The sequence below is a fragment of the Sorangium sp. So ce406 genome, assembly GCF_051474675.1.
GTDB classification, from domain to species: domain Bacteria; phylum Myxococcota_A; class Polyangia; order Polyangiales; family Polyangiaceae; genus Sorangium; species Sorangium cellulosum_G.
Genome location: NZ_CP150340.1, coordinates 8,304,283 through 8,329,775 on the forward strand (window position 1 = coordinate 8,304,283; position 25,493 = coordinate 8,329,775).

At 73.0% G+C, this 25,493-nt stretch carries 20 protein-coding genes; 11 read left to right on the top strand and 9 right to left on the bottom strand.

Features of this window, described 5'->3' with window-relative positions:
• Nucleotides 1-5: 5 nt before the first annotated feature.
• Complete coding sequence (locus WME96_RS30900; RefSeq protein WP_437285180.1) at nucleotides 6-1,397, bottom strand: penicillin-insensitive murein endopeptidase; 1,392 nt, start codon at nucleotides 1,395-1,397, stop codon at nucleotides 6-8.
• 280 nt (nucleotides 1,398-1,677) lie between these two features.
• Here WME96_RS30900 and WME96_RS30905 point away from each other — a divergent pair, with 280 nt between their 5' ends.
• The 6 genes from WME96_RS30905 to glmM all read left to right on the top strand — a co-directional run bounded on the left by WME96_RS30905 (nucleotide 1,678) and on the right by glmM (nucleotide 8,111).
• Nucleotides 1,678-2,436, top strand: a complete 759-nt coding sequence (locus WME96_RS30905; protein WP_437285181.1) for a CoA transferase subunit A — start codon at nucleotides 1,678-1,680, stop codon at nucleotides 2,434-2,436.
• 29 nt (nucleotides 2,437-2,465) lie between these two features.
• Nucleotides 2,466-3,131, top strand: coding sequence for a CoA transferase subunit B (locus tag WME96_RS30910; protein ID WP_437285182.1), 666 nt, complete (start codon nucleotides 2,466-2,468; stop codon nucleotides 3,129-3,131).
• A gap of 10 nt (nucleotides 3,132-3,141) precedes the next feature.
• Nucleotides 3,142-3,999 carry an acetyl-CoA carboxylase, carboxyltransferase subunit beta gene (gene accD, locus WME96_RS30915; protein WP_437285183.1) on the top strand — a complete coding sequence of 286 codons (858 nt, stop codon included), beginning with the start codon at nucleotides 3,142-3,144 and terminating at the stop codon, nucleotides 3,997-3,999.
• On the top strand, nucleotides 3,996-5,312 hold the full coding sequence (locus tag WME96_RS30920) for a bifunctional folylpolyglutamate synthase/dihydrofolate synthase (RefSeq protein ID WP_437285184.1): 1,317 nt from the start codon (nucleotides 3,996-3,998) through the stop codon (nucleotides 5,310-5,312). The genes accD and WME96_RS30920 overlap by 4 nt, the downstream gene beginning before the upstream one ends.
• A gap of 155 nt (nucleotides 5,313-5,467) precedes the next feature.
• Nucleotides 5,468-6,523, top strand: a complete 1,056-nt coding sequence (locus tag WME96_RS30925) for an SDR family NAD(P)-dependent oxidoreductase (protein WP_437285185.1) — start codon at nucleotides 5,468-5,470, stop codon at nucleotides 6,521-6,523.
• A 145-nt stretch (nucleotides 6,524-6,668) separates the two neighbouring features.
• Entirely contained in the window at nucleotides 6,669-8,111 is a 1,443-nt protein-coding gene (gene glmM, locus WME96_RS30930) for a phosphoglucosamine mutase (RefSeq protein ID WP_437285186.1), read from the top strand.
• Between the two features lie 191 nt (nucleotides 8,112-8,302).
• Here glmM and WME96_RS30935 read toward each other — a convergent pair whose 3' ends face one another.
• A complete protein-coding gene (locus WME96_RS30935; protein WP_437285187.1) occupies nucleotides 8,303-9,307 on the bottom strand; it encodes an ABC transporter ATP-binding protein in 1,005 nt (334 codons plus the stop codon).
• Nucleotides 9,304-10,731: a sigma-54-dependent transcriptional regulator gene (locus WME96_RS30940; protein WP_437285188.1), complete on the bottom strand. Its 1,428-nt coding sequence runs from the start codon at nucleotides 10,729-10,731 to the stop codon at nucleotides 9,304-9,306. Before WME96_RS30940 ends, WME96_RS30935 begins: the two co-directional genes overlap by 4 nt.
• 378 nt (nucleotides 10,732-11,109) lie before the next feature.
• Between WME96_RS30940 and WME96_RS30945 the strand changes: the two genes are divergently transcribed.
• The 5 genes from WME96_RS30945 to aat all read left to right on the top strand — a co-directional run bounded on the left by WME96_RS30945 (nucleotide 11,110) and on the right by aat (nucleotide 18,085).
• On the top strand, nucleotides 11,110-14,007 hold the full coding sequence (locus WME96_RS30945) for a carboxypeptidase regulatory-like domain-containing protein (RefSeq protein ID WP_437285189.1): 2,898 nt from the start codon (nucleotides 11,110-11,112) through the stop codon (nucleotides 14,005-14,007).
• A 92-nt stretch (nucleotides 14,008-14,099) separates the two neighbouring features.
• Nucleotides 14,100-14,861, top strand: coding sequence for a hypothetical protein (locus WME96_RS30950; protein WP_437285190.1), 762 nt, complete (start codon nucleotides 14,100-14,102; stop codon nucleotides 14,859-14,861).
• A gap of 54 nt (nucleotides 14,862-14,915) precedes the next feature.
• Entirely contained in the window at nucleotides 14,916-16,241 is a 1,326-nt protein-coding gene (egtB, locus tag WME96_RS30955; protein ID WP_437285191.1) for an ergothioneine biosynthesis protein EgtB, read from the top strand.
• 57 nt (nucleotides 16,242-16,298) lie between these two features.
• Nucleotides 16,299-17,300, top strand: coding sequence for a glycosyltransferase (locus WME96_RS30960; protein ID WP_437285192.1), 1,002 nt, complete (start codon nucleotides 16,299-16,301; stop codon nucleotides 17,298-17,300).
• Between the two features lie 62 nt (nucleotides 17,301-17,362).
• The gene (gene aat, locus WME96_RS30965) at nucleotides 17,363-18,085 is read left to right on the top strand and encodes a leucyl/phenylalanyl-tRNA--protein transferase (RefSeq protein ID WP_437285193.1); all 723 of its coding nucleotides are present in this window, start codon (nucleotides 17,363-17,365) and stop codon (nucleotides 18,083-18,085) included.
• Between the two features lie 39 nt (nucleotides 18,086-18,124).
• On the opposite strand, the gene rbfA is transcribed toward aat, so the two are convergent.
• Genes rbfA through rimP form a run of 6 tightly spaced genes read right to left on the bottom strand, consistent with a single transcriptional unit; the run spans nucleotide 18,125 to nucleotide 25,346 of the window.
• The gene (rbfA, locus tag WME96_RS30970; RefSeq protein ID WP_061608726.1) at nucleotides 18,125-18,499 is read right to left on the bottom strand and encodes a 30S ribosome-binding factor RbfA; all 375 of its coding nucleotides are present in this window, start codon (nucleotides 18,497-18,499) and stop codon (nucleotides 18,125-18,127) included.
• Nucleotides 18,496-18,888: a DUF503 domain-containing protein gene (locus WME96_RS30975; protein WP_437285194.1), complete on the bottom strand. Its 393-nt coding sequence runs from the start codon at nucleotides 18,886-18,888 to the stop codon at nucleotides 18,496-18,498. The genes rbfA and WME96_RS30975 overlap by 4 nt, the downstream gene beginning before the upstream one ends.
• Before the next feature lie 9 nt (nucleotides 18,889-18,897).
• A complete protein-coding gene (gene infB, locus WME96_RS30980; protein WP_437285195.1) occupies nucleotides 18,898-22,047 on the bottom strand; it encodes a translation initiation factor IF-2 in 3,150 nt (1,049 codons plus the stop codon).
• A gap of 15 nt (nucleotides 22,048-22,062) precedes the next feature.
• Nucleotides 22,063-23,052: a YlxR family protein gene (locus tag WME96_RS30985; RefSeq protein ID WP_437285196.1), complete on the bottom strand. Its 990-nt coding sequence runs from the start codon at nucleotides 23,050-23,052 to the stop codon at nucleotides 22,063-22,065.
• A 35-nt stretch (nucleotides 23,053-23,087) separates the two neighbouring features.
• The gene (nusA, locus tag WME96_RS30990; protein ID WP_061615128.1) at nucleotides 23,088-24,731 is read right to left on the bottom strand and encodes a transcription termination factor NusA; all 1,644 of its coding nucleotides are present in this window, start codon (nucleotides 24,729-24,731) and stop codon (nucleotides 23,088-23,090) included.
• Between the two features lie 30 nt (nucleotides 24,732-24,761).
• Nucleotides 24,762-25,346: a ribosome maturation factor RimP gene (rimP, locus tag WME96_RS30995; protein WP_437285197.1), complete on the bottom strand. Its 585-nt coding sequence runs from the start codon at nucleotides 25,344-25,346 to the stop codon at nucleotides 24,762-24,764.
• Nucleotides 25,347-25,493 lie beyond the last annotated feature (147 nt).

Consider the following 25,493-nt stretch of genomic DNA (forward strand, 5'->3'; position numbering starts at 1 on the left):
GGGTCTCAGTCCGTGATCTTGAGCGCCCCGCTCTCGTCGAGCGCGCCGCCCGCGTCGGCGCCGTCGGAGTCTGCCTCGAGCTCCTCCTGGGACGCGGAGGGCGCCGAGCGGCGGAGGAACGACAGATCGAGGCCGCCCATGGGCTGCTGCGCCGCCGCGCGCGCGGCGGCGAGCGGGAGCGCCTCTCCGTCGCCCGCTCGCGGCGAGGCCCGGCGCGCCTCCTTCTCGGGACGCGGCTCCTCCCGGCGGGAGCCGTCGCGGCGCGGCCCTTCCGGGCGCGCTCGCTTCGCGGGATCGCGCCCGCTCGCCTCGGTCTCCCGGGGCCGCTTCGCGGGCGCCGCCGTCGCCGCGGTCGCCTTCTCGGCGCGCGCGGCTCTTCCCGGCGCGCCCGCGGCCGGGGTCCGGAGCGCCTTTGCCCCCTTCGCCATCCGCGCGCGCGTGCGGAACGAGGGCGCGTTCTTCGCGAGCTCGATGCAGGTGCCGCGCATGGCGCCGGGGCAGGAGATGCGCACGTGCATGTGGTCGTCGTGCGGCTCGGAGCCGGTCGGCTGCATCATGGCGAGCTGCGCGCGGACGAGCAGCGCGCGGGAGACGCCGATGCGCTTGGCGTGGGTGACCAGCGCGTGCCGCAGCGGATCGGAGATGAAGATGTGGCTCACGCGGGCGCGCGGATCGGTGAGCAGGTGCTGCACGAGCAGCCAGTTGCGCGGCACGTCGAAGCGCGCGCCGGGCATGTTGGTCGACGCGAGCCGGGCGTTGAACCGCAGGAAGAACGGCGCGTGCACCTGCTTGCCGCGCGCGTCGAGCGCGTAGAAGCCGAGGTCGACGTCGCGGCCGCTCTCGTGGGAGCCGTGCCGGTGGACCTCGCCGCCGCGCGGGCGCGACAGGTCGCCGACCTCGAGAACGGCGCCCGGGTATCTCCTGGCCACGCCGCGCGCCGCGCGCTCGATCATCCCGACGAGCGACGGCAGCCCCCACCGCACGTCGGCGTGGGCGTAGGCGGGCACGACGCGGATGTCCTTGCGCGAGGTGTCGAGCCGCACGCCCCCCTCGAGGCGCCCCTCGTTCGGATGGCCGACCGACGAGGCGGGCGTCGGGGGCGCGGCCTTGCGCTTCGCGGGCTCGGTCGACCTCGCGCCCGCGTCGCTGGCGCGCGGCCGGTGCCCCTTGGCCGGGTCCTTCGCGAGGCGCGCGCGCGGCGTGCGCGCGGTGACGCCCTTCGCGCCGGCGCCCTTCGCGCCGGTGCCCTTCCCGCCGGCGCCCGCGCGCGGCGACGCCCCGCGCGAAGGTGACGCCGCGATGGATCGCGCCGGCGCTTCCGTCGCGGCGTCGGCTGACCGGAAGCCGGGCAAGGAGAGCGCCAGCATCGTGAGCAGCAGGGGGAGCGGTCGAGGCACACCGGTCCGTTACGGGGTTTCGTCGGGCGGGGCCAAGAAGCCGGCGGCCCTGTCGCGCCGCGCGGTGGAGCGACCGTGGACGTAAGAGCGCCTCCACCCAAGGCGAGCGCGCCGGCGCTCGCCGCGCGCTGGCGCGGCTCGACGCGCGGCGCCGCGGGGCGACGAGCACGGCCGGCGCCGCCCGTCCCCTGTGCCGCGCTGCGGCGCCGGCGTGACGGCGTGCCGCGGCGGCAGCGGAGGCTTTTGCCTCGCGGCCAGTTGGGCTACCTCTCGTGCGGCCATGGACAAGGTCTACAAGAGCGCGCTGGATGCGGTGAGGGACATCCCGAGCGGCGCCACGGTCCTCGCGGGCGGCTTCGGCCTCTGCGGCATCCCGGAGAACTGCATCGCGGCGCTCCGGGAGCTCGGCACGAAGGATCTCGTGGTCGTGTCCAACAACTGCGGCGTCGACAGCTTCGGGCTCGGGGTCCTCCTCCAGAACCGCCAGATCCGGAAGATGATCTCGTCGTACGTCGGCGAGAACAAGGAGTTCGAGCGGCAGTACCTGAGCGGCGAGCTCGAGGTCGAGCTCACGCCGCAGGGCACGCTGGCCGAGCGCATCCGCGCCGGCGGCGCCGGGATCCCCGCGTTCTACACCCCGACGGGCGCGGGCACGGCCATCAGCGAGGGCGGGCTGCCGGTGCTCTACAACGCCGACGGCACGGTGAAGAGGTACTCCGAGAAGAAGGAGATCCGGCAGTTCGACGGCCGCGACTACGTGCTCGAGCCGGCCATCCGCGGCGACTACGCCCTCGTGAAGGCCTGGCGGGGCGACCGGTTCGGCAACCTCGTCTATCGCCACACCGCCATGAACTTCAACCCGATGATGGCGATGGCCGCGAAGGTGACGATCGCCGAGGTCGAGGAGCTCGTGGAGGTCGGCTCGCTCGACCCGGATCACATCCACACGCCCGGGATCTTCGTGCACCGGATCTTCCAGGGCGAGCGCTACGAGAAGCGGATCGAGCGGCGCACGGTGCGGAAGGCTTCGGCGGCCTAGCCGCGCGCGGCGCAGGGACAGGGGACACGATGGGACTCACGCGGGAACAGATCGCGCAGCGCGCCGCGCTGGAGCTCAGGGACGGCTACTACGTCAACCTCGGCATCGGGATGCCGACGCTCGTCGCCAACTACATCCCCGCCGGGATCGAGGTGGTGCTCCAGAGCGAGAACGGGCTGCTCGGCATCGGCCCTTACCCGGTCGAGGGGTCGGAGGACCCGGACCTCATCAACGCCGGCAAGGAGACGGTGACGATGCTGCGCGGCTCGGCGATCTTCTCGAGCGCCGAGTCGTTCGCGCAGATCCGGGGCGGCCACATCGACCTCGCGATCCTCGGGGCCATGGAGGTCTCCGAGAAGGGCGATCTTGCCAACTGGATGATCCCCGGCAAGATGGTGAAGGGGATGGGCGGGGCGATGGATCTCGTGGTGAGCGCGAAGCGCGTCGTCGTGATCATGGATCACGCGGCGAAGAACGGCGCGCCCAAGATCCTGAACGAGTGCGCGCTGCCCCTCACCGGGCGGGGCGTCGTCCACCGGATCATCACCGACCTCGCCGTGCTCGACGTGACGCCCGAGGGGCTCGTGCTGCGCGAGCTCGCGCCCGGCGTGAGCGCCCGAGAGGTGCAGGAGAAGACACAACCAACGCTCCGGGTCCCCTCCGACGTGAAGGAGATGGACCTCGGGAGCGCCTGAAGGTGCGCCGATGACCTGGCCCGAAAAGACCCTGCCGACGACCGACGCGAGCGAGAAGCGCTCGCTGGGAGCGGGCGTGTTCCGTCGCTGCGACGGCTGCGCGCACACGCACGACGCCGCCGAGCTCGCGCGCACCTTCGAGGTGTGCTCGCAGTGCGGCCACCACCACAAGCTCGACGCCGACGGCTGGCGGCGGCTCCTGCTCGACGACGGCGAGCTCGCCCAGTGGGACGACCACCTCGCCCCGAACGATCCGCTCCGGTTCAGCGACGGCAAGAGCTACCGCGACCGCGTCGCGGCGCTCCACAAGAAGGGCCGCGCGAAGGAGGCGATCGAGATCGGCCGGGCCAGGATGGACAGCCGCGACATCGCGTACGGCGCGTTCGTCTTCGCCTTCATGGGCGGGAGCATGGGCTCGGTCGTCGGCGAGAAGATCGCCCGCCTGTTCGAGCGCGCGGCGCGCGAGGAGCTCCCGGTCGTGCTGCTCCAGTCGTCGGGCGGCGCGCGCATGCAGGAGGGCATCCTCTCGCTGATGCAGATGGCGAAGAGCGTGTCCGCGCTCGAGCGGTACCGGAAGACGCGGCTCCCGTTCCTCTCGGTGCTGCTCCACCCGACCACGGGCGGCGTCGCGGCGAGCTTCGCCTTCCTCGGCGACGTGAACATCGCCGAGCCCAAGGCGCTCATCGGCTTCGCCGGCCCCCGGGTCATCGAGAACACGATCCGGCAGACGCTGCCGGAGGGCTTCCAGCGGGCCGAGTTCCTCCTCGATCACGGGATGGTCGACGCCATCGTGCCGCGCCTCGAGATGAAGGCGTACCTCGGGACGCTGCTCCATCACCTCGCGGGCGGTCGCCGGGCGCGGCGATGAGCCCCGCGGCGCCGCGGCTCCCGGCGCTGCTCGAGGCGCTGGGGCAGCGGGCGCCCCGGGGCATGGTGCTCGGGCTCGACCGGGTGCGCGAGGCGCTCGCGGCGCTCGGCGACCCGCACGCCGGCCTCGCCGCGGTGCACGTCGCCGGCACCAACGGCAAGGGCAGCGTGTGCGCGATGGTCGAGTCGATCGCGCGCGAGGCCGGGCTCCGCACCGGCCTCTACACGTCGCCGCACCTGTCGCGCTTCGCCGAGCGCATCCGCATCGGCGGGGAGATGATCGGCGACGCGGCGCTCGAGGCCGCGCTCTCGGCCGCGCTCGAGCGGGTCCCCTCGCCGCTCACGTTCTTCGAGGCGCTGACGGTGGCCGCGTTCGTGGCGTTCCGCGACGCCGGGGTCGACCTCGCGATCCTCGAGGTGGGGCTCGGCGGGCGGCTCGACGCGACCAACGTGATCGCGGCGCCGCTCTGCACGGCGATCACGTCGATCGCGTTCGATCACGAGGCGCTGCTCGGCCCGACGCTGGCCGACATCGCCAGGGAGAAGGCCGGCATCCTGAAGCCGGGCGCGCCCGCGGTGCTCGGCCCGCTCGATCCCGAGGCGGACGCCGCGATCGAGGCGGCCGCGCAGACCGTCGGCGCCGGGCCGCGCGTCCGCGTCGCGCGGGCGGAGCGCGGCGGCCGCGCGGGCGAGATCGCGGTGGGGCGCGCGGGACCGCGCGCGACGCGCGTCGCGGGGCCGGCGCGCAGCGCGATCGAGGTGGAGCTCGGCCTGCGGGGGGCGCACCAGGCGGAGAACGCGGGCGTGGCGTGCGGCGTCGCCTGGCAGCTCGCCGGCCGGTGGCCCGAGCTCGAGCGGGCGCTTCCGGCGGGGCTCGCCGCGGCCCGCTGGCCCGGCCGGCTCGAGCGGCTCGACGCGGGGGGCGCCCAGGTCCTGCTCGACTGTGCGCACAACCCGCACGGCGCGCAGGCGCTCGCGGCGTGGCTCGACGAGGAGGGCCCCGGCGCCGCGCGCACCTCGCTCGTGTTCGGCGCGATGGCCGACAAGGGGTGGGGCGAAATGCTACAGATGCTCGCGCCGCGCGCGCAGCGCCGGTTCTACGTGACGCCGCAGGGCCGCGCGGCCGCCCCGCTCGAGGCGCTGCGCGAGGTCGCGCCGGGCGAGCCGATCGGCGACCCGGGCGCGGCGGTGGCGCGGGCGATCGAGGGCGCCGCGCCGGGCGGGCTCGTCGTCGTGACCGGCTCGATCTACCTGGTCGGCGAGGTGCGGTCGGCGCTGCTGGGCATCGCGCCGGATCCGGTCGTGACGCTCTGAGCGGGCGCGAGCACGGAGCAGACGCGAGCGCTGAGCGGGCGCAAGCGAGCACCGCCAGCGAGCACCGCAGAGGACCGCCGCGGCAGCGCCCATGTGCAGGCGCGTCGCTGCCCGCCGGCGCGCCGGCTGGCACGCGCGATGCCGGCTCCAGCGCCATGGCACTCATCAAGAAGCGACGTTCGCCGGTGCTCTTCCCTGCGGCAGCCCTCGGGGCCGCCGCGCTCGCGCGGACGGCGTTCCGCGCCATGCGGCGGCTCGACCTGCGCGGCCGGGTCGTGGTCATCACGGGCGGCTCCCGCGGCCTCGGGCTGCTCCTGGCCGAGGAGTTCGGCCGGCACGGCGCGCGGGTGGCGATCGCCGGGCGCGACGCCGGCGCGCTCGACCGGGCCGCGCAGCGGCTGCGGGCGCTCGGGATCGAGGTGCATGCGGCGGCGTGCGACCTCGGCGACCGGGCCGCGGCCGAGGCGTTCATCGACGGCGCGGCGCGCGCGTTCGGCCGGATCGACGTGCTCGTGAACAACGCAGGCGTGATCCAGGTCGCGCCGATGCAGGACCTCAGCGTGGAGGAGCTCAACGAGGCGATGCGCTCGAACTACTGGAGCGCGGTCCACACGACGCTGAGCGCGCTGCCGCACCTCGAGAAGCAGGGGCGCGCGGCGCGCATCGTGAACGTGGTGTCGATCGGCGGGCGCGTCGCCGTGCCGCACCTGCTCGGGTACAACGCGTCGAAGTTCGCGATGATGGGCTTCTCGGAGAGCCTCCAGGCCGAGCTCTCCCACGGGAGCGCGCGCGGCCCGCGCGTCACGACGGTGATCCCCGGGCCGATGCGCACGGGGTCGATCTACAACGCCGAGTTCGGCGGCAACCAGCAGCTCGAGTTCGGCTGGTTCGGCCTGGCCTCGTCGATCCCCGTCGCGACGATCGACGCGCGGCGCGCGGCCCGGCGGGTGGTGGCGGCGGCGCGGGAGGGGCGCCCCGAGGTGAAGCTCGGGCTGTCGGCGCACCTGCTGAGCTGGGCACACGGGATCGCGCCGCAGGTGACGGTGCGGTTGATGGGCCTGGTCAACGCGCTCCTGCCGGCGCCGCGCGGCGTCGAGGGCACGACGCGCGGGAGGGACCTGCGCACGCCGGCGCAGAGGTCGGTGTTGCTGCGCCTGAGCAACGAGGCAGCGCGGCGCAACAACGAGGTGCCGCCGGAAGCTGCGCGATGAGCGCGACCAGCGGCCGCGCCGCCGAGCCGGCGCGGCGCACGGCGCGACGAGCGCGCCTCGGTCCCGCGCCGGCGATTGCCCGTAGGCTGCCTTGGCAAAGGTTGCTAAGGGTGGTCTCCTCAGCGCAAAACCACAGAGAGGGACCGTGCCGAAGCACACCAAGAAGGATCAGAAGGAGAGCGCTCCGTCGGCGACGGGCGAACCGCAGAAGCAGTCCGCAGGCCGCAAGCTCTTCGGCACCGACGGGGTGCGCGGCGTGGCGAACCAGCCGCCGATGACGCCGGAGATGGCGCTGCGGCTCGGGCGCGCGATCGCGTTCGTCGCGAGCCACGGGAAGTCCCGGCAGGTGCGGGTGGTGATCGGGAAGGACACGCGGCTGTCCGGCTACATGCTCGAGACGGCGATCGCGTCCGGCGTGTGCGCGATGGGCGGGCGCGTGATGCTGAGCGGGCCGATCCCGACGCCGGCGGTCGCGCAGCTCACGCAGAGCATGCGGGCCGACGCCGGGGTCGTGATCAGCGCGAGCCACAACCCGTACCAGGACAACGGCATCAAGATCTTCGGGCCCGACGGCTACAAGCTGCCCGACGCGGAGGAAGAGGAGATCGAGCGGCTCATGGAGAGCCACGAGCTCGATGAGGCGCGGGTGGTGGGGGCCGCGATCGGGAGCGCGGTGAAGCTCGACGATGCGCGGGGGCGGTATGTCGTGTTCTGCAAGAGCACGTTCCCCACGGCGCTGTCGCTCGACGGCGTGAAGATCGTCGTCGACGCGGCGCACGGCGCGGCCTACCGCGTGGCGCCCCTGGTGTTCAGCGAGCTCGGCGCGCACGTGACCGCGCTCGGCGTGAAGCCGAACGGCCGCAACATCAACCGCGAGACGGGCGCGCTGCACCCGGAGCACGTGAAGGCCGAGGTGCTGAAGCGCGGCGCGGCGATCGGCATCGCGCTCGACGGCGACGCGGACCGGGTGATCATGGTCGACGAGCGCGGCGAGGTCGTGGACGGCGACGCGATCATGGCGCTCTGCGCGCTGCGGATGCTGCGCACGGGCAAGCTGCCGCGGAACACGATCGTGACGACGGTGATGTCGAACCTCGGCCTGGAGCGCTCGCTCAAGGCGCACAACGGGCACGTGGTGCGGACGGCGGTCGGGGACCGCTACGTCGTGGAGGCGATGCGGAACGGCGGCTACTCGTTCGGCGGGGAGCAGTCGGGGCACCTCATTTTCCTGGATCACGCGACGACGGGCGACGGCATCGTGGCGGCGCTGCAGGTGCTCGCGATCATGGCGGAGGAGGACAAGCCGCTGAGCGAGCTCGCCTCGAAGGCGATGCAGCGGGTCCCTCAGGTGCTGGAGAACGCGACGTTCGCGACGCGCTTGCCGCTCGACAGCATGCAGCGGACGCGGCTCACCGTGGATCGCATCGAGAAGACGCTCGGCGACAAGGGGCGCATCCTGGTGCGCTGGAGCGGAACGGAGCCGAAGCTGCGCGTCATGGTCGAGGGGGAGGACGCGTCGACCATCGGAGCGTATGCGCTCGAGATCATCGAGGCGGCCAAGCAGGACGTGGCGGGAGCCACGGCCTAGCGCGGCTGCCCGGCCCTCGGGGAGGGAGCTCGCCGCGCGGGGTGGGGGCCCCGCCGAACTCGCCTTGGCCACCACACCTCCGGCTGCGCCGGAGGCGTGATGGCCAAGGCTCAGACATCGGCCCATCCCCCACCCCGCGCGGCGAGCTCCCTCCCCGAGGGCCTACGGTTTCAGGAAGGTTTGAGGGGCAACTACAGCGCGCGACGCATGAAGAGGTCTTCCAGCGTCTCGCGGCGCGGCGTCACCTCGACGACCTGCGCGCCCGCCGTGAGGGCCTCCTGGAGCACCTCGCGCACGCGCGCCTCGCCCTCCACGTCGACCACCACGACGTCGCCCCGGACCGAGGTCGCGAACCCCTTCGCGCCGAGCTCCGCGAGCAGGGCTCGGCTCGCGCCGGCCAGCGTGACGTCGGTGCGCAGCACGTCGCCGCGCAGGAGCTGCCGGATCGCGCCGCTCACGACCACCTGGCCCTCGCGCAGGATCGCCACGCGATCGCACATCGCCTCGACGTCGCTCAGGATGTGCGTCGAGAAGAAGATGGTCCGGCCCTGGTCGCGCTCCGCGAAGATGAGATCGCGCACCTCCTTGCGACCCACCGGATCGAGGCCGCTCATCGGCTCGTCCAGGATCAGCATCTCCGGGTCGGCGACGAGCGCGGCGGCCAGCCCCGTGCGCTGCAGCATCCCCTTCGACAGCCGGCGCACCTGACGATCCGCCGCGTACGCGATCTTCACCTGATCGAGCACCTCCATCGTCCGCCGGCGCAACGCCGCGCCGCGCATCCCCGACAGGCGGCCGCAGAGCTCGACGAACTCGCGCGGGGTGAGGTACGGGTAAACGTACGGATTCTCTGGCAAAAAGCCGATCTTCCGGCGCGCCTCGGGCGAGGGGACGCGCGCGCCGAACAGGTACGCCTCGCCGCCCGTCGGGGAGATGAGGCCCGTCAGCATCTTGATCGTCGTCGTCTTGCCGGCCCCGTTCGGGCCGAGGAAGCCGAAGATCTCGCCGCGGCGCACGCCGAAGCTCACCCCCTTGACCGCCTCGACCGCCTTCCGGCGCAAGAAGCCCACCCGGAACGTCTTCATCAGGCCGCGCACGTCGATCAAGAGCTCGCCGTCCGCCGCCTCGTCGCCGGAGCGCGCCGGCGCGGCGCGCTCCGCGCGCTGCTCGACGAGAGGCTCCGCTCCGCTGCTCATGCGCCCTCCTCACCCTCGGGATGCTCGCCGGGCGCCCCGTCGCCCGGCCTCGCCCGGCCGCGCGCGTTCGCCGCGCTGTACTCGTGCAGCTTGTACTGGATCTTGCGCGGGCTGATCCCGAGGATCGTCGCCGCCTTGGAGGTCGAACCCTTGCACGCCTCGAGCGTGCGCAGGATCGCGTAGCGCTCCAGGTCGTAGATGGTGCTCCCGGGGATGCGGGGCATCGCGTCGGCCGCCTCCGCCGGCTCGGACGACATCTGGGCCGGCAGGTGCCGGAGCTCGATGCGCGGGCCGTCGCAGAGCACCGCCGCGCGCTCGATCGCGTTCTCCAGCTCGCGCACGTTGCCGGGGAACGAGTAGCTCGTCAGCGCCGACAGCGCCTCGTCGGTGAAGCCCTCGATGCGCTTGCCGTTCTCCTGCGCATAGCGGCCCAGGAAGAACGTCGCGAGCTCGGGGATGTCGCTCCGTCGGTCGCGGAGCGGCGGGATCTCCAGGGTGACGACGTTGAGCCGGTAATAGAGATCCTCCCGGAACAGGCCCTCGGCGATGCGCTGGCGCAGGTCGCGGTTGGACGCGGCGAGGATGCGCACGTCGACCTTGAGGGTCTCGTTGCCGCCGACCCGCTCGAAGGTCCGCTCCTGCAGGAAGCGCAGCAGCTTCACCTGGGTGGCGAGCGGGATCTCGCTCACCTCGTCCAGGAACAGGGTGCCGCCGTTCGCCTGCTCGAAGCGGCCCTCGCGGCGCCCGACCGCGCCGGTGAAGGCGCCGCGCTCGTGGCCGAACAGCTCGCTCTCGAGGAGCGACTCGCTCAGCGCGGCGCAGTTCAGCCGGACGAGCGGCGCCTTCGCCCGCGGGCTGGCGCGGTGGATCATCTCGGCGACGAGCTCCTTGCCCGTGCCCGTCTCGCCCACGATCAGCACGCTCGCGCGGCTCGGCGCCACCTGCTCGACCAGCCGGACGAGCTTCACCATGCCCGGGTGGCTCGCGATCACGTGGCCGAACGCGTTGCGCTCGCGCAGCCGCTCCCTCAGCCGCGAGTTCTCCTGGAGCAGCTTCGCCCGCTCCACGGCGCGCTCGACCACGACCGCCAGCACCGAGAAATCGAGCGGCTTCGTCAGGTAGTTGTACGCGCCCTTCTTCACCGCCTCGACGGCGCTCGAGATGGTGCCGAACGCGGTCATCACGACGAACGTCGCGTCCGGCAGCGCGAGCTGCGCCTTCTCCATCATCCGGATGCCGTCGAGCCCGGGCATCTTCAGGTCGGTCAGGACCACATCGGGCGCGAACTCCTCGAGCTTGCCGAGCGCCTTGAAGCCGTCCGCCGCCGTCTCGGTGGTGTACCCCTCCTCGCGAAGGATCTCGGAGAGCGCCGCGCGCGCGTTGGCCTCGTCGTCGACGATCAGGATACGCCCGCGGGATGCCATGGTGGCTTTCCTAGCATGCGCGCCCGCGGGATTGGGCGGCGGCGCGGCCTCGGCCAAGGAGCGCCCGGACCGCGGGCGCAGCGGTCCAGCACGTTTGCGACCGGGTCGCCCGTGCGGCAGAGCGCGGCTCGACGGAGGACGTGGCGCGCAGAGCGCTCGCGGGAGGCGCCGACGACTGGGCATCACCTCGAGGCGCGGTCGCGGATGCCGCAGCGAGGCCGCACTTATTGAGCTGCGCGGCGCGGCTTGTCGCGAATCTGCCGCCGACGAAAACCGCTGTTTCGTGGGCCGCCCGCAGTGGTACAACGGGCCGCGCGCGAGGTCTCCACCGTCCCGATTGGCGGGCGTTTCCTTGATCGACCTCGCGGATGAGGCTCGATGCATACGCTTCTGAAGGTGTTCGCCGACAGGCCCCGGCGCGCTGCGCTCACGGCGCTGCCGCTCGTCGGCTGTCTCACGCTCGCGGGCGCCGCCGAGGCGCAGCAGCCGCAGCCGCCCTTCGGACCGCAGCCGCCCTTCGGACCGCAGCCGCCCCCCGGCCAGCAGCCGGCGCCGCCTCGGCCGTTCGGGTCCGAGCCTCCTCCCACCCAGCCTGGCCCGTTCGGGCCGCAGCCGGGCTCTCCGGGCGACGCTCCCCAGTTCGGGCCGCAGCCGGGCTTCCCGGGCGGCGCTCCGCCTCCGCAGTTCGGGCCGCAGCCGGGCTTCCCGGGCGGCGCTCCGCCTCCGCAGTATGGGCCGCAGCCGGGCTTCCCGGGCGGCGCTCCGCCTCCGCAGTTCGGGCCGCAGCCGGGCTTCCCGGGCGGCGCTCCGCCTCCGCAGTTCGGGCCGGCGCCCTCTCAAGGTCAGCCGCCGCCGGACGCGAGCTTCACGTTCGGCGCGGAGGCGTCCGCCGGCGCTCAGGGCGCGCGAGCCAGCGCGACGGCGCCCTCCTCCACGGCGTGGGACGAGCAGGAGCGCGCGCTGTCGCTGACGGCGCAGCCGAACCTCTGGGGCTCGACCGGGCTCCTCAGGACGTCGACCGCGGGCTCCGGCGCGCCGGGCACGTTCCGGGTGTCGTTCCTGCTCGACTGGTTCTCGACGAGCGGCTTCCTCTGCGATCCGACGGAGTCGACGCCCGCGGGCCAGCCGATCACGTGCGGCCCCGACGCGCTGGAGGACTCGGCGAGCCACGTGGGCGCGTTGTTCGCCCTGAACGCGACCCCCCTGCCCTTCCTCGAGGGTTACGCGGCGATCCGGACGTTCGCGAACGCGAACGATCAGGGTCGTCCCCGGCTGCTGCAGGTGCTCGGCGACACGACGTTCGGCGTGAAGGCGTTCACGCCGACGAAGATCGGCAAGCCGCTCTCCTTCGGCGGCGAGGCGCAGCTCCTCCTGCTCAACGGGACGGGCGACGTCGGCCTGGCCGGCGGCGGGACGAGCGCGGTCTTCCGCGGGCTCGCGACGCTCGATCTCCGCAAGCCCCAGGGCAAGGGGTTCCCGCTGCGGGTCAACCTGAACCTCGGCTACAAGCTCGACAACTCCGGCGTGCTCGTCGAGGAGGTCGAGGAGCAGCGAGCCCTGGCGTTCAGGGACGGCCGCGATCGGCAGCCGATCTCGCGCATCGAGCGGTTCGGGCTCGGCATCAACCGGGTCGACTTCTTCCAGACCTATCTGGGCGTGGAGATGCCGCTGCCGAAGGTGCAGCCGTACCTCGAGTACACCCTGGATATCCCGGTGAACCGGCAGGGCTACGAGTGCCACACGAGCCGCGTGTCGCGCGGCGACGTCTGCCTCGGGCTCGACGACTTCGCGTCGCCCGATCCGCAGAACCAGGGCGGGCCGGGCTACGCGGCGGCGCCGTCGCGGCTGTCGCTCGGCGTGCGCGTGACGCCGTTCGAGAAGGCGTTCCGCGGGCTGTCCGGGCACGCGGCGTTCGACCTCGGGCTGTCGGCGACCTCCGTGTTCATCGAGGAGGTCGCGCCGCAGGCGCCGTGGACGCTGTATCTCGGGATCGGCTACGCGTACGACACGAAGCAGAAGGAGCCGCCGCCGGCCCCCGCGCCGCAGATCGTCCGCGAGCCGCCGCAGCTCGTGCCCGCGCCGCAGACCTTCGTGCGCGGGCTCGTGCATGAGCAGAACCGGCCCGACGCGGCGGTGGCGGACGCGATCGTCACGGTCGAGGGCGTCCCGCAGCCGCCGTACGCGACAGGGCCGGACGGCCGCTTCCTCACGCGGCACCTCGAGCCGGGCACCTACACGTTCAACGTCCGGGCGAACGGCTACAAGCCGGGCACGTGCCAGGCGACGATCCTCGCCGGCGGGGCAGCGCCTGGGCAGCCTGGGGCGTTCGGCCCGCAGCCCGGGCAGCCCGACGCCTTCGGCGCGCAGCCGGGGCCCTTCGGCGCGCAGCCGGGGCCCTTCGGTCCGCAACCCGGACAGCCGGGCGCCTTCGGTCCGCAGCCCGGCGGCTTCGGTCCGCAGCCCGGCGGCTTCGGTCCGCAGCCCGGTGGCTTCGGTCCGCAGCCCGGCGGCTTCGGACCGCAGCCGGGGCAGCCCGGTCAATTCGGACCGCAGTCGGGGCTGCCCGGCATGGCGCCGAACCCGGCGCAGCCGCAAGGGACCACGTTCGTGGACGTCGATTGCTCGCTCGAGGCGCTCCCCAAGACCGGCAACGTCGTCGGGACGGTGAAGGACGCGGAGAGCGCGGACGCGGTCGCCGGCGCGACGATCCGGCTCGTCGACGCGGCGGGGCGCGAGCAGACCGCGACGACCGACGCGAGCGGCGCCTTCCGCTTCCCCGATCTGCCGGCCGGCGCGGTGACGCTCAAGGTCGAGGCGCAGGGCTACATGAACCACGTCAACCAGGCCGACGTCCGGACCAGCGAGGACACGCGCGCGCAGCTCACCGTGAACAAGCGGCCGAAGGTCTCGCTCGTGAAGGTGCAGGGCAACGAGATCAAGATCTCGAAGCAGATCCACTTCGAGACCGACTCGGCGAAGATCCTGGGCGACTCGAACGCGCTGATGGAGGAGATCGCGGACGTGCTCCAGCGGAATCCGAACATCCGCAAGGTCGAGATCCAGGGGCACACCGACAACACCGGCGGGCGAGAGCACAACCAGACCCTCAGCGAGTCCCGCGCGAACTCGGTGCGGACCTGGCTGACCAGGGCCGGCGTGGACGGCTCGCGGCTGGTCGCGAAGGGCTACGGGCAGGATCGTCCGGTCGCGCCGAACGTCACGCCCGCGAACAAGGCCAAGAACCGGCGCGTGCAGTTCATCATCCTCGAGAAGTGAGCCACGTCCGCCCGTCGGACGGGCGGCCCGGCCGCGCCCCAGCGCCCCAGCATCGCTTGTCGACGCTGGGGCGCTGCGATAGGGGCATGCGCATGATCAAGCAGGTCGTCGTGGGCGCGCTCGCCGTGGTCATGGGCTGCGCGGCGCCCACGCCGGCGCCGGACGCCCGGCCGGCCGAGAGCGCTCAGCTCCCCTCGGCCGGCACCTCGCCGAAGACGGCAGCAGCAACAGCGACGTCAGGCGCGGGCGCGGGCGCGGCCGGCGCGGCGTCGGCGCCACCTCCGCAGGACGCAGCGACGCCAGAGCTGCCGCAAGACGGAGGCGCTCGCACGGGTGCCGACGCGGCGGCCGACGGGCCGCTCCAGCCGGGATCGGCGCCTCCCGCGGACGCCGGCGACGCGGCGTTCTCTGCAACGAACAAGATCTTGCCGCCGCTCGAGAGCCAGGAGCTCACCTCGCGCGCCAGCGCGCTGTTCGACGCCATCGTGAAGAACGAGCCGGCGCTCGCCGATCCGTTCTGGTTCCCAAAGGAGCCGTTCATCCCGCTCAAGGACGTGAAGGACCCCGGCAAGTACTGGGACAACCTCCACGCCGCCTACCTCAACGACGTGAAGACGATGCACCGGAAGCGCAAGGGCTGGGAGGGCGCGCGGTTCGTCGGCTTCGAGGTCGGCTCCAGGCCGAAGTGGGTGCCGCCGGGAGACGAGGTCAACAAGATCGGCTATTACCGCTCCCTGCACGGCAAGCTGAAGTACGAGATCGACGGAAAGCCGGCGAGCATCGACGTCCACACGATCATCTCCTGGCAGGGTCGCTGGTACATCACGCATCTCGGCGACTTCAAGAAGCGCTAGGCTCCGCTCGCCGCGGCGAGGCGCCTCGCGAAACCAAGGACCCGAGGGAACGCGATGGAACAGGCGCAACGCGCCGCGGTCGGGCTGAGAGCGCGGTACGACGCCGTCCGGGCGTTCACGGAGTCGCTCTGCGCGCCGCTCTGCCCCGAGGACCACGTCGTCCAGTCGATGCCGGACGCGAGCCCGGTGAAGTGGCACCTCGCGCACACGGCCTGGTTCTTCGAGACGTTCGTGCTCGCGGAGCGCGCCGGGTACACGCCGTTTCACCCGCAGTTCGGGTACCTCTTCAACTCGTACTACGTGAGCGTGGGGGAGCGGCACAGCCGGCCGCAGCGAGGGATCCTGTCGCGGCCGACCGTGGAGGAGACCTACCGTTACCGGCGCCATGTCGACGAGCGCATGCGGGAGCTGCTCGACAAGCTCGCCGCGGGTCGACACGTCGCCGACCTCGCGTTCACGATCGAGGTGGGGCTGCACCACGAGCAGCAGCACCAGGAGCTGATCCTGACCGACCTGAAGCACGCGATGGCGCAGAACCCGCTGCGCCCCGCGATCTTCGGCGGCGCGCAGCCGGACCGGGGCGGCGGCGCGGCCGGGGAGCTCCGCTACCTCGATCACGCCGAGGGCGTACGCTGGATCGGCCATGGCGGGGGCGCGTTCGCCTTCGACAACGAGGCGCCGCGCCACCGCGTGTTCGTGGGCGCGTTCGCGCTCGCGGAGCGGCCGGTGACGTGCGGCGAGTACCTCGCGTTCATGCGGGACGGCGGCTACGCGCGGCCGGAGCTCTGGCTGTCGAGCGGCTGGGATGCGGTCGTGGCGAACCGGTGGGAGGCGCCGCTCTACTGGGAGCGCCGCGACGACGGGTTCGAGCTGTTCACGCTCCACGGGCTCCGTGAGGTCGACGTCGACGAGCCCGTCTGCCACGTGAGCTACTACGAGGCCGACGCCTACGCCCGGTGGGCAGGCGCGCGGCTCCCGACCGAGGCCGAGTGGGAGACCGCGGCGCAGGGCGCGCTCGCCGGCGCGGAGGAGAGCCGCGGCGGCGCCGCGCGGGGCGAGGCGGCGCTCGAGGGGAACTTCGCCGATCGCCGGCGCTATCACCCCGCGCCCGCGGTCGCTCCATCGCGGCCGGGAGCCCCGCGGCAGATGCTCGGCGACGTGTGGGAATGGACGTCGAGCGCGTACGCGCCGTACCCCGGGTTTCGCCCGTGGTCGGGGGCGCTCGGCGAGTACAACGGCAAGTTCATGAGCAACCAGCTCGTGCTCCGCGGCGGGTCCTGCGCGACCCCAGCGAGCCACATCCGCGCGACGTACCGGAACTTCTTCCCGCCGGACGCGCGCTGGCAGATGAGCGGCATCCGGCTGGCCCGCGACGTCTGACGCGGGCGCGGGCCCCTTCTCCTGGACGCTGCGCCGGCGCGCCGCCATGGTCCTGGCGTGGCGCCGCTCGTCTCCGTCTTGCTCCCGTACCGGCAGGCAGAGGCGACGATCGAGGAGGCGCTGGAGAGCGTGCTCGCCGAGCGCGACCTCGACCTCGAGGTCATCGCCGTGGACGACGGCTCGACCGACGCCGGCCCGTCCACGGTCGCGCGCATCGCGCAGCGCGACCGCCGCGTCGTCCCGGTCGCGACGGGCGGCGTGGGGATCGCGCGGGCGCTCTCCCGCGCGGCGGAGGCAGCGCGGGGCGAGCTCCTCGCGCGCATGGACGGCGACGACATCTCGGTCGACGATCGGCTCGCGCGGCAGGTCGAGGCGCTCCGGAGCGATCCGCGGCTCGGCGTCGTCGGCGCCCGCGTCGAGGCGTTCGCGGCCGGGCCGGTCGGCGAGGGCATGCTGCGCTACGTGGACTGGCTGAACTCGATCATCACGCCCGAGGATCACGCGCGGGAGATGTTCGTGGAGTCGCCGCTGTGCCACCCGTCGGTGATGCTGCGGCGGAGCGCGCTCGATCAGGTCGGCGGGTTCCGGGAGGCGCCGTGGGCCGAGGACTACGACCTGTGGCTGCGCCTCGACGCCGCGGGCGTGCGCATGGCGAAGCTCCCGGAGCTCGGCCTGCGCTGGCGGCACCGCGAGGGCCGCGCCACGTTCGCGGATCCGCGGTACGCGATCGAGCGCTTCCTCGAGGCCAAGGCGCACTACCTCGCGAGGAAGCTGGGCACGACGCGCCCCGTGGCGGTGTGGGGCGCGGGCAAGACCGGCCGGAAGCTGGCGAGGGCGCTCGCCCGGAACGGCGCTCCGCCGGAGCGGTTCGTGGACATCGATCCGCGCAAGATCGGCCGGACCGCGCAGGGCGCGCCGATCGTCGACCCGTCGCGGCTGGAGCGAGGCGCGCAGACGATCGTGGTCGCCGTGGGGGCGCGGGGGGCGCGCGCGCTCATCCGCGATCACCTCGGGGCGCGCGGCTTCGTGGAAGGCTCCGACTATGTGTGCGCCTCCTGAGCGCGCGCGCCGAGCGACGCTTTGCAAGCGCCCGCGCTGATGGGAGGATTCGCTCCACAGCGATGCGCGTCCCGTTGCTCACGAGCAAGCTCGACTTCCCTCCGCCCGAGCGCGCCACCCCGGAGGGGATCGTCGCCGTGGGCGGCGAGGCCTCGCCGGAGCGGCTCCTGGCCGGTTACCGCCGGGGCATCTTCCCGTGGCCCCACGAGGGGCTGCCGCTGCTCTGGTTCTCTCCGGATCCGCGCTTCGTGCTGCCGCCGCGCGAGGCGCACATCCCGCACTCGCTGCGCAAGCGGGTGCGGCGGGGCGGGATCGAGGTGCGGGCCGACACGGCGTTCGGGGACGTCATGCGGGCCTGCAGCGAGACGCCCCGGCCGGGGCAGAGCGGCACGTGGATCACCGAGGAGCTCATCGCCGGGTACACCGCGCTGCACGCCGCCGGGATCGCGCACAGCATCGAGAGCTGGTCGGACGGCGAGCTCGTCGGCGGCCTCTACGGCGTCTCGCTGGGCCGGATGTTCTTCGGCGAATCGATGTTCGCGCGTGCGCCCGACGCCTCGAAGGTCGCGTTCGCGACGCTGCTCGGGAACCTCGTCGCCTGGGATTTCGCGCTGGTGGACTGCCAGGTGTACACGGACCACCTCGAGCGCTTCGGCGCCGTGGAGTGGCCGCGGCGCGAGTTCCTCCGCGCCCTGAAGACGGCGCTCGACGCCCCGACGAAGATGGGACCGTGGCGCTTCGACCTCGATCCCGCTCAGGCGATCGACCGGCTCATCCCCCGGTGATCGCCCCCCGGGCGCGGCGCGCCCGGGCCGTCCCCGGCGCTAGGAGCGCTCGCCGCCCGAGTCGTCCTTGATCTCCCGCAGCAGCTCCTCGATCCGCCGCTGGGCGTCGGGGCCCTCGTCGTAGAAGAAGCGCAGCGTCGGCACGACGCGCAGCCCCATCGTGCGGGCGACGTCCCGTCGCAGCCGGCCCGACGCCGCGTCGAGCCCCTTGAGCAGCGCCCGGCGCGACGCCTCGTCCTCCGCCCCGAACTCGTGGCGCACGTGGACCTTGGCGCTCTGCAGATCGTCCGTGATGTCCACGCGCGACACGAGCACGCCGGCGAGCCGCGGGTCGCGCAGCTCCCGCAGCAGATTGGACAGATCCTCGCGGAGCCGTTCGGCCACCCGCGTCGCCCGCTTCACCGTGCCGCTCATTCGTCGTCCTCTGCGTCCTCGATGCCCGAGGGCGCTCCCAGATCATCATCTCCGCGATCGAGCGCCTGCTCGATGCCGCCCTGCACCCCCATGCCTCCCTCGCCGAACGGCACGATCTCGGTCGCCCGATCGGTGAGGACGGCGTGGGGCAGCGACCCGGCCATCGCGGCCACGTCCGCGAGGACCCTGTCGCACATCGCCGCCGAGTTCGAGACGACCGCGACGCCGAGCGTCGCCCGCCGCGGGTCGTCGAGCACGCCGACCTCGGCGATCGACACGCGCATGCGGCTCTGCGCCCGCTCCTTCAAGGAGCGCACCACGCTGCGCTTGTCCTTGAGGGAGCGGGCCCCGACGATATCGAGACGGAGACGGAGGACGCCGACGAACATCTAGGAAACTCAGAGCTTCGTCTTGACCTCTTCGATCTCGAAGCTCTCGATGATGTCGCGCTCCTTGATGTCCGAGTAGCCGTCGAGCGAGATGCCGCACTCGAACCCCTCGACCACCTCCTTCGCGTCGTCCTTGAAGCGGCGCAGCCCCGAGAGGCGCCCCGTCCAGACCACGACGTTCTCCCGGATGAGGCGCGCCTCGGCGGTGCGCTTGACCGAGCCGCTGATGACCATCGAGCCGGCGACGATGCCCGCCTTCGTGATCTTGAAGACCTGGCGGACCTCGGCGCGGCCGAGGACCTTCTCGACCTTCGTCGCGGGGAGGAGCCCCTCCATCGCGCTTCGGATGTCGTCGACGGCGTTGTAGATGATGTTGTAGAGCCGGATCTCGACGCCCTCGTTCTCGGCCAGCGCGCCCGCCTTGCCGGCCGGCCGGACGTTGAAGCCGACGATGATCGCCTTCGACGCGACCGCCAGGTTGACGTCGCCCTCGGTGATGCCGCCGACGGCGCCGTTCACGATGGTGACCTTCACCTTCTCGGTCGAGAGCTTCGCCAGCGCGTGGGTGATCGCCTCGACCGAGCCCTGCACGTCGCCCTTGATGATCAGCTTGAGCTCGAGCTGATCGGCCTCCTGCAGGTTCTTCGTGATCGACTCGAGCGAGACGCGCGAGTCCTGCGGGATGAGCGTCTTCGACGCCTTCTTGCGGCGGGTCTCGGCGATCTCCTCCGCGGTCTTGCCGTCCTTCACGGCGTGGACAGGATCGCCCGCGCTCGGCACCTCGTTGAGGCCGAGGACCTCGACGGGCGTGGCGGGGCCGGCCTCGGCGACGGAGCGCCCGAGCTCGTCGGTCATCGCCCGGACCTTGCCCCACGCGGCGCCAGCCAGGAGGATGTCGCCCGTGCGGAGCGTGCCGTCCTGGATCATGACGCGCGCGACGGGTCCGCGGCCGCGATCGAGCAGGGCCTCGATGACGGTGCCGCTGGCGCGCTTCTTCGGGTTGGCGCGCAGGTCCTGGACCTCGGCGAGGAGCAGGACCGACTCGAGGAGCTGGTCGATGCCGATCCCCTGCTTCGCCGAGACGCTGCAGAACATCGTCTCGCCGCCCCACTCCTCGGGCTGGAGCCCGAGCGAGGCGAGGTCGCGCTTGATCTTGTCCGCATCGGCGCCCGGCTTGTCGATCTTGTTCACCGCGACGATGATCGGCACCTTCGCCGCCTGGGCGTGCGAGATCGCCTCCTTGGTCTGGGGCATCACGCCGTCGTCGGCCGCGACCACCAGGATCACGATGTCCGTGAGCGAGGCGCCGCGGGCGCGCATCGCCGTGAACGCCTCGTGGCCCGGCGTGTCGAGGAAGGCGATCGTGCCGCGGGGCGTCTCGACGCGGTAAGCGCCGATGTGCTGGGTGATCCCGCCCGCCTCGCCCTCGGCGACGGCTGCCTTCCTGATCCGGTCGAGCAGCGACGTCTTGCCGTGGTCGACGTGACCCATGACGGTGACGATGGGCGGACGGATCTCGACGTCCTCGTCGACGTCGACCCCCGCCTGCATGGCCGCGGTCAGCGTGTCCTGCTCGCTGACGGCCACGTCCTCGACGCTCCAGCCGAACTCGCTCGCGAGGATCTTCGCGGTGTCGGCGTCGAGCGTGCTGTTGATGTTCACGCCCGTCATGCCCATCGACAGGAGCCGCATGAGCACGTCGGTCGCCTTCAGGCTCATCTTGGCGGCGAGCTGCTGGAGGGTGACCTGCTCCTCGATCTTGATGACCTTCTTGTGCGAGGCCATCTCCTGCGTGGAGACCTGGACCGGCTTGCGCGGGAGCCCGCCGCCGGGGCGCTGCCGCCCGAACGTCCCCGGGCGAGTGTTCCGGCCGCCGGGCATGGACCGGCCGCCCGGCCCGAAGCTGGGGCCGCCGGGGCGCGCCTGCTGGGCGTTGGCGCGCGGATCGTAGGTCGTGCGCCGCGCGGGCGGCGGGCCGGGGCGGGCAGCGGGCATCGTCACGCCGGGACGACCCTGCCACACCTCGATGCCGGTCTTCGGCGGCGAGGACGGGCGGCGCGGCGCCTGCGCGGACGAGCCGGCCGCGGCGTCCTCCGGCTTGGCCGCGGGCGCCGCGGGCGGCGACGTCGGACGGGGCGGCGGACGGGACGCGCTCGTCGTCGGCGCGGGCGCTCCCGGCCGCTGCGGCGCAGAGGACGCCGGCCGAGACGACGCCTGCGCCGGAGCAGGCGCGGGCGCCGCGGACTGCGGCCGGGTCGGCGCGGACGCGGCAGGCGCGGACGTCCCACGCGCAGGCGCCGCGGGTGCGGCCGCTTGCGCGGGGGCGGGCGCTGCCTGCGCCGGAGCGGGCGCTGCAGCCTGCGCCGCCGCGGTGGGCGCGGGCGCTGCAGGCGCCGCGGGCGCGGTGGCCTGCGCCGCAGCCTGCGCCGCGATGGGCTCGGGCGCAGCGGGCGCAGGCGCCGCGGCGGTCACCGGCGGCGTCGCTGCGGCAGGAGCTGCCGGCTTCGGCTCCGGCGAGGCCGCCTTCGCCTCGGCGGCCTCAGGCGCCGCGGCGGGTGTGGGCGCCGCCGGAGCAGCGGCCGCGGCGGACGGCGCAACCGGCGCCGGCTCGGCGGGCGGCGCTGCCGGCGTGGCCGCGACGGGCGGCGCTGCGGGGGCAGCCGCGACGGGGGCGGGCGCTGCGGGAGCGGGCGCGCTGGGGGCGGTGGCCAGCTCGGGCTCGCGCGGGCTCGCGGCGACCACCGGCTCGGGCGCGGGCGCCGGGGGCGCTGCTGCGGGAGCGGTGGGCGGCGGCGGAGCGGGGCGACGGACCTGCGCTTCTTCCTGAGCAGCGCGCTCGGGCGACGAAGAAACGGGGGCCGGCACCGCCGCGGGCCGAGAGGGCGCCGGCTCCGGAGCCGCGCGCACGGGCGCCTCGACCTCGGGCTCGGCCCCGGGCCGCGCGCGGCGCTTGACGACCGTCGGGCGGATCCGCTCCTCCACCACCTCAGGCGACTTCTGCCGCTCGAGGTGCCGCTTAACCCGCTCGACGACGTCGGACTCGACGGCGCTCATGTGATTGCGCACGTCGCCTATACCCATGGACTGGAAGAGCGCGACCAGCGTCTTCTGGTCCATGTTCAGCTGCTTGGCGACCTCGTAGACCCGGACTTTGCTCATGCACCTCGCTCCACGTTAACCAATCCGCCTCACCCATCCGCGCGGGCGACGATTTGCGGCCACTCTGTCCACCGTCGAGGCGCGTCCGGCGGAACCGGACACCACCCCCCTGCCCCCGACCGCGCCGCCTTCCCCGGTCCCCGGCGCAGTTGCAAGAAGCCGACCGACCCCACTCTTTGACGCCGGCGGCTCCTCGCCGCTAGCAGGCCGCGCGCCCTGCTCCGACCGCGTGGACGCATGGCGCGCCGGTCGACCTCGCCGACCGGCGCTGCCCCGCCCACCCTCTGCTGTGTCTTCGCCCCGCTCGATCCGGGCGCAAGTATCCACCACGTGAACCGCGCTCGCGACAGCGGCGGCGATCGACGCCGACGAGATGGCCATCACGGCCACGCCGCGCTCGCGCGGGCCGCCAGCGAGGGCGCCGAGCGCCAGCTCGTTGCCCCATGCGACGGCGCGCCCCTCGGCGATCGCCCGCCGGACCTCCGGCAGATCCGCGCCCGCCGCCGCGTCGCACGCGACCAGCACGAGCGCGGCCTCGCCCCGCGCGCACGACGCCACAACAGCGCCCGCCCCGATCGCCGCGCGCTGCGAGCGAACCGCGGAACGGAGGAGCCCCTGGATCCGGCGCTCCGTCGCCTCGCGGATCGCACGCGCCAGCGAGACGGTCGTGAGCGGCTCCGCGCCCGGCGCGGCCTGAGCGCCGGCGCCCTCCACGTCCAGGCCTGCGCTCCCCACGATCGCGTGGACGCGCCCCTTGGCGGCGCGCGCGAGGCCCCGGGCCACCGCGCCCGCCAGGCAGTCCTTCCGCGGGTGCACGTGCGCGCCGCGCCCGAAGCCGCCGTCGCCCGGGTCGACCGCGATCACGCCGCCGGGGCCGAGGATGAGCCGGACGAGCGGACGCGCGCCGCGGACGTCATCGACGCCGACGCGCTCCCCGCAGCCGACGCAGGTGCGCACGCGCCCCCCGAGGGGCTCGCGCTCACCTGCGCCGTTCTGTCTGCTCACCGCTGATTCCATCCTCGGTCCTCTCGACCCCCAGCCTACGCGTGCCTCGCCTCCGCGGCGCGACGAACATCCGCCCGCGCCGCATCGAGCACCTTCTGCTCGCTTTCAACGAAATCCCGCGCGCCCTGCTTGATCGCGCGCGCCTTCTTGATGCCGAGCCCCGTCCGGATCGCCAGCCGGTCCTCGTCCTCCCGCAGCACGTCCTCCACGCTGCGGTAACCGGCTTCCTCCAGCAGCACCACCGTCCGATCGCCCACGCCGCGGATGAACATCAGCCGCTCGCGATCGGTGAGCGGCTCGGTGCGCGAGCTCGCGGAGCGGATGCGCTCCTGCCGGAGCCGCTCCATCGTCGTGTCCGCCTGCGCCTTGATCCGCTCGGCGGCCTCGGCGCCGCCGAGGCCCGGGATGGCGGCGAGCTCCTCGACGGACGCCTCGCTCACCTCTTCCAGCGCGCGGAAGCCGAGCCGGTACATGGACTTCGCGATCTGCTCCGTCACGACGTCCATCTGCTGGAGGGCGGAGATCGCCTCCTCCTCCATCTGCTTGAACTTCGTCTCGCTGATGATGTCGAGCTTCCAGTTCGTGAGCTGCGCGGCGAGCCGCACGTTCTGGCCCTTGCGCCCGATCGCGAGCGACAGCTTCTCGTCGGGGACCACGAGCTCCATGCGCCCGTCCGCCTCGTCGACGATCACCTTGTGCACCTCGGCCGGCTGGATCGCGGCGATGACGTAGCGCGCCGGATCGCGGTCGAACGGCACGATGTCGATCTTCTCGCCGCGGAGCTCCTGGACCACCGCCTGCACGCGCGAGCCCTTCATGCCGACGCACGCGCCCACCGGATCGACGTCCGCGTCGCGGCTCGTCACGGCGATCTTCGAGCGGGCGCCCGGCTCACGGGCCACCGACACGATCCGCACGATGCCCTCGTAGATCTCGGGGACCTCGGCCTCGAAGAGCTTCTCGACGAGGCGCGGGTCGGAGCGGGAGAGGATGACCTGCGGGCCGCGCGCCTCGCGATCGATGTCCTTCACGTACGCGACGATGCGGTCCCCGGGCCGGTACGTCTCGCGCGGCGTCTGCTCGCGGAACGTGAGCACACCCTCGGTGCGGCCGATGTCGACGATGATGTTGTTGCCCTTCTCGAACCGCCGCACGATGCCGCGGATGAGCTCGCCCTTGCGATCCTTGTACTCGTTGAAGATGAGATCGCGCTCGGCGTCGCGCACGCGCTGGAGCAGGACCTGCTTCGCCGTCTGCGCGGCGATGCGCCCGAAGGTCGTGCGGCCGTGCTTCAGCTTCAGGATGTCGCCGTACTCCTTGTCCTGATCGCGCGCCTTCTCCGCGTCCTCGGGGCGCCAGAAGACCTGGAAGCCGAGCTCCTCGCCCAGGGTCGCGTCCAGCTTGAGCTTGTCCACGTCAGTGATGGAGATCTCGCGCTCCGGCTCCGCCACGGCCTCGACCACCGTCATGTACTGGAAGAGGTCGATCTGCCCGGTGTCCTCGTTGAAGCGCGCCTCGAGCTCGCGGGTGGGGCCGAAGACGCTCTGCGCGGCCTTCAAGATCGCGGCCTCGATCGTCTCGACAAGGATCTTCTTGTCGATCCCCTTCTCCTTCGCGACCTGATCGAGGATGCTGCCGAGGCTCGTCTCCGAGGTCGGCATCGCTGCCATCGTTGCCATGACGTCCCTGTCTCCTGATCTTTCTTCTCTCTACTTGCGCTTCTCGGAGCCGCGCTCGCTCCGCTGTGAGGCCGGCCGCGGAGCCGACCCCTTGGCGGCCTCCTTGCCCTGACGCTGCCCCTTCTTGGGCTTGGGCTGCGACGCGAGCTCGAAGACGAGGCGCGCCTCCACGACATCCGAAAACGGGACCTCGATCCGCTTGCCGTCGACCAGGACCGCGACCCGCCCCTCCGAGGACTCCAGGAGCTCGCCCCGGAGCAGCCGCTGACCGTCCGGCGCGGGGCGCGACAGCTTCACCTTCGCCGTCCGACCGCGGAAGCGGGCGAACTCGGCCTCCGTGCGCAGCCGCCGATCGAGGCCTGGAGAGCTGACCTCGAGGTTGTAATGATTGGGTATGAGATCCTCGACGTCGAGGACCGATGAGACGTCGCGCGACACGTCCGCACAGTCCTCCAGGGTGACGCCGCCGCCCGCATCCGCCGACCCCTCGCGCTCGATCGTGAGCCGCAGCGTCCAGCCAGCCCGCTCGGTGGTCCACTCGAGATCGACGAGCGTGACCCCGTGCGAGGCGAGCACCGGCGCGATCGCGTCGCGGACGCGACCAAGATCGAACACGGCTCTGGTCGTAGGCTCCATCGGTTCCGGCATGTGAGAGACGTCAGCCCTGGGGAATCCGGGACTTTTCAGCGCCATGGATCCCGAGCGACGGTGCCCGGCGCCCCTGCGCCAAAAAAAAAGAGCCGATTCCCGAACTGGGAACCC

Excerpts from the sequence above, each read along its gene's own strand:
- WME96_RS30905 (WP_437285181.1), top strand. The coding sequence starts at position 1,678 with ATGGACAAGGTCTACAAGAGCGCGCTGGATGCGGTGAGGGACATCCCG.
- WME96_RS30910 (WP_437285182.1), top strand. The coding sequence starts at position 2,466 with ATGGGACTCACGCGGGAACAGATCGCGCAGCGCGCCGCGCTGGAGCTC.
- accD (WP_437285183.1), top strand. The coding sequence starts at position 3,142 with ATGACCTGGCCCGAAAAGACCCTGCCGACGACCGACGCGAGCGAGAAG.
- WME96_RS30920 (WP_437285184.1), top strand. The coding sequence starts at position 3,996 with ATGAGCCCCGCGGCGCCGCGGCTCCCGGCGCTGCTCGAGGCGCTGGGG.
- WME96_RS30925 (WP_437285185.1), top strand. The coding sequence starts at position 5,468 with ATGGCACTCATCAAGAAGCGACGTTCGCCGGTGCTCTTCCCTGCGGCA.
- WME96_RS30935 (WP_437285187.1), bottom strand. The coding sequence starts at position 9,307 with ATGAGCAGCGGAGCGGAGCCTCTCGTCGAGCAGCGCGCGGAGCGCGCC.
- WME96_RS30940 (WP_437285188.1), bottom strand. The coding sequence starts at position 10,731 with ATGGCATCCCGCGGGCGTATCCTGATCGTCGACGACGAGGCCAACGCG.
- WME96_RS30945 (WP_437285189.1), top strand. The coding sequence starts at position 11,110 with ATGCATACGCTTCTGAAGGTGTTCGCCGACAGGCCCCGGCGCGCTGCG.
- WME96_RS30950 (WP_437285190.1), top strand. The coding sequence starts at position 14,100 with ATGATCAAGCAGGTCGTCGTGGGCGCGCTCGCCGTGGTCATGGGCTGC.
- egtB (WP_437285191.1), top strand. The coding sequence starts at position 14,916 with ATGGAACAGGCGCAACGCGCCGCGGTCGGGCTGAGAGCGCGGTACGAC.
- aat (WP_437285193.1), top strand. The coding sequence starts at position 17,363 with ATGCGCGTCCCGTTGCTCACGAGCAAGCTCGACTTCCCTCCGCCCGAG.
- rbfA (WP_061608726.1), bottom strand. The coding sequence starts at position 18,499 with ATGAGCGGCACGGTGAAGCGGGCGACGCGGGTGGCCGAACGGCTCCGC.
- WME96_RS30975 (WP_437285194.1), bottom strand. The coding sequence starts at position 18,888 with ATGTTCGTCGGCGTCCTCCGTCTCCGTCTCGATATCGTCGGGGCCCGC.
- infB (WP_437285195.1), bottom strand. The coding sequence starts at position 22,047 with ATGAGCAAAGTCCGGGTCTACGAGGTCGCCAAGCAGCTGAACATGGAC.
- nusA (WP_061615128.1), bottom strand. The coding sequence starts at position 24,731 with ATGGCAACGATGGCAGCGATGCCGACCTCGGAGACGAGCCTCGGCAGC.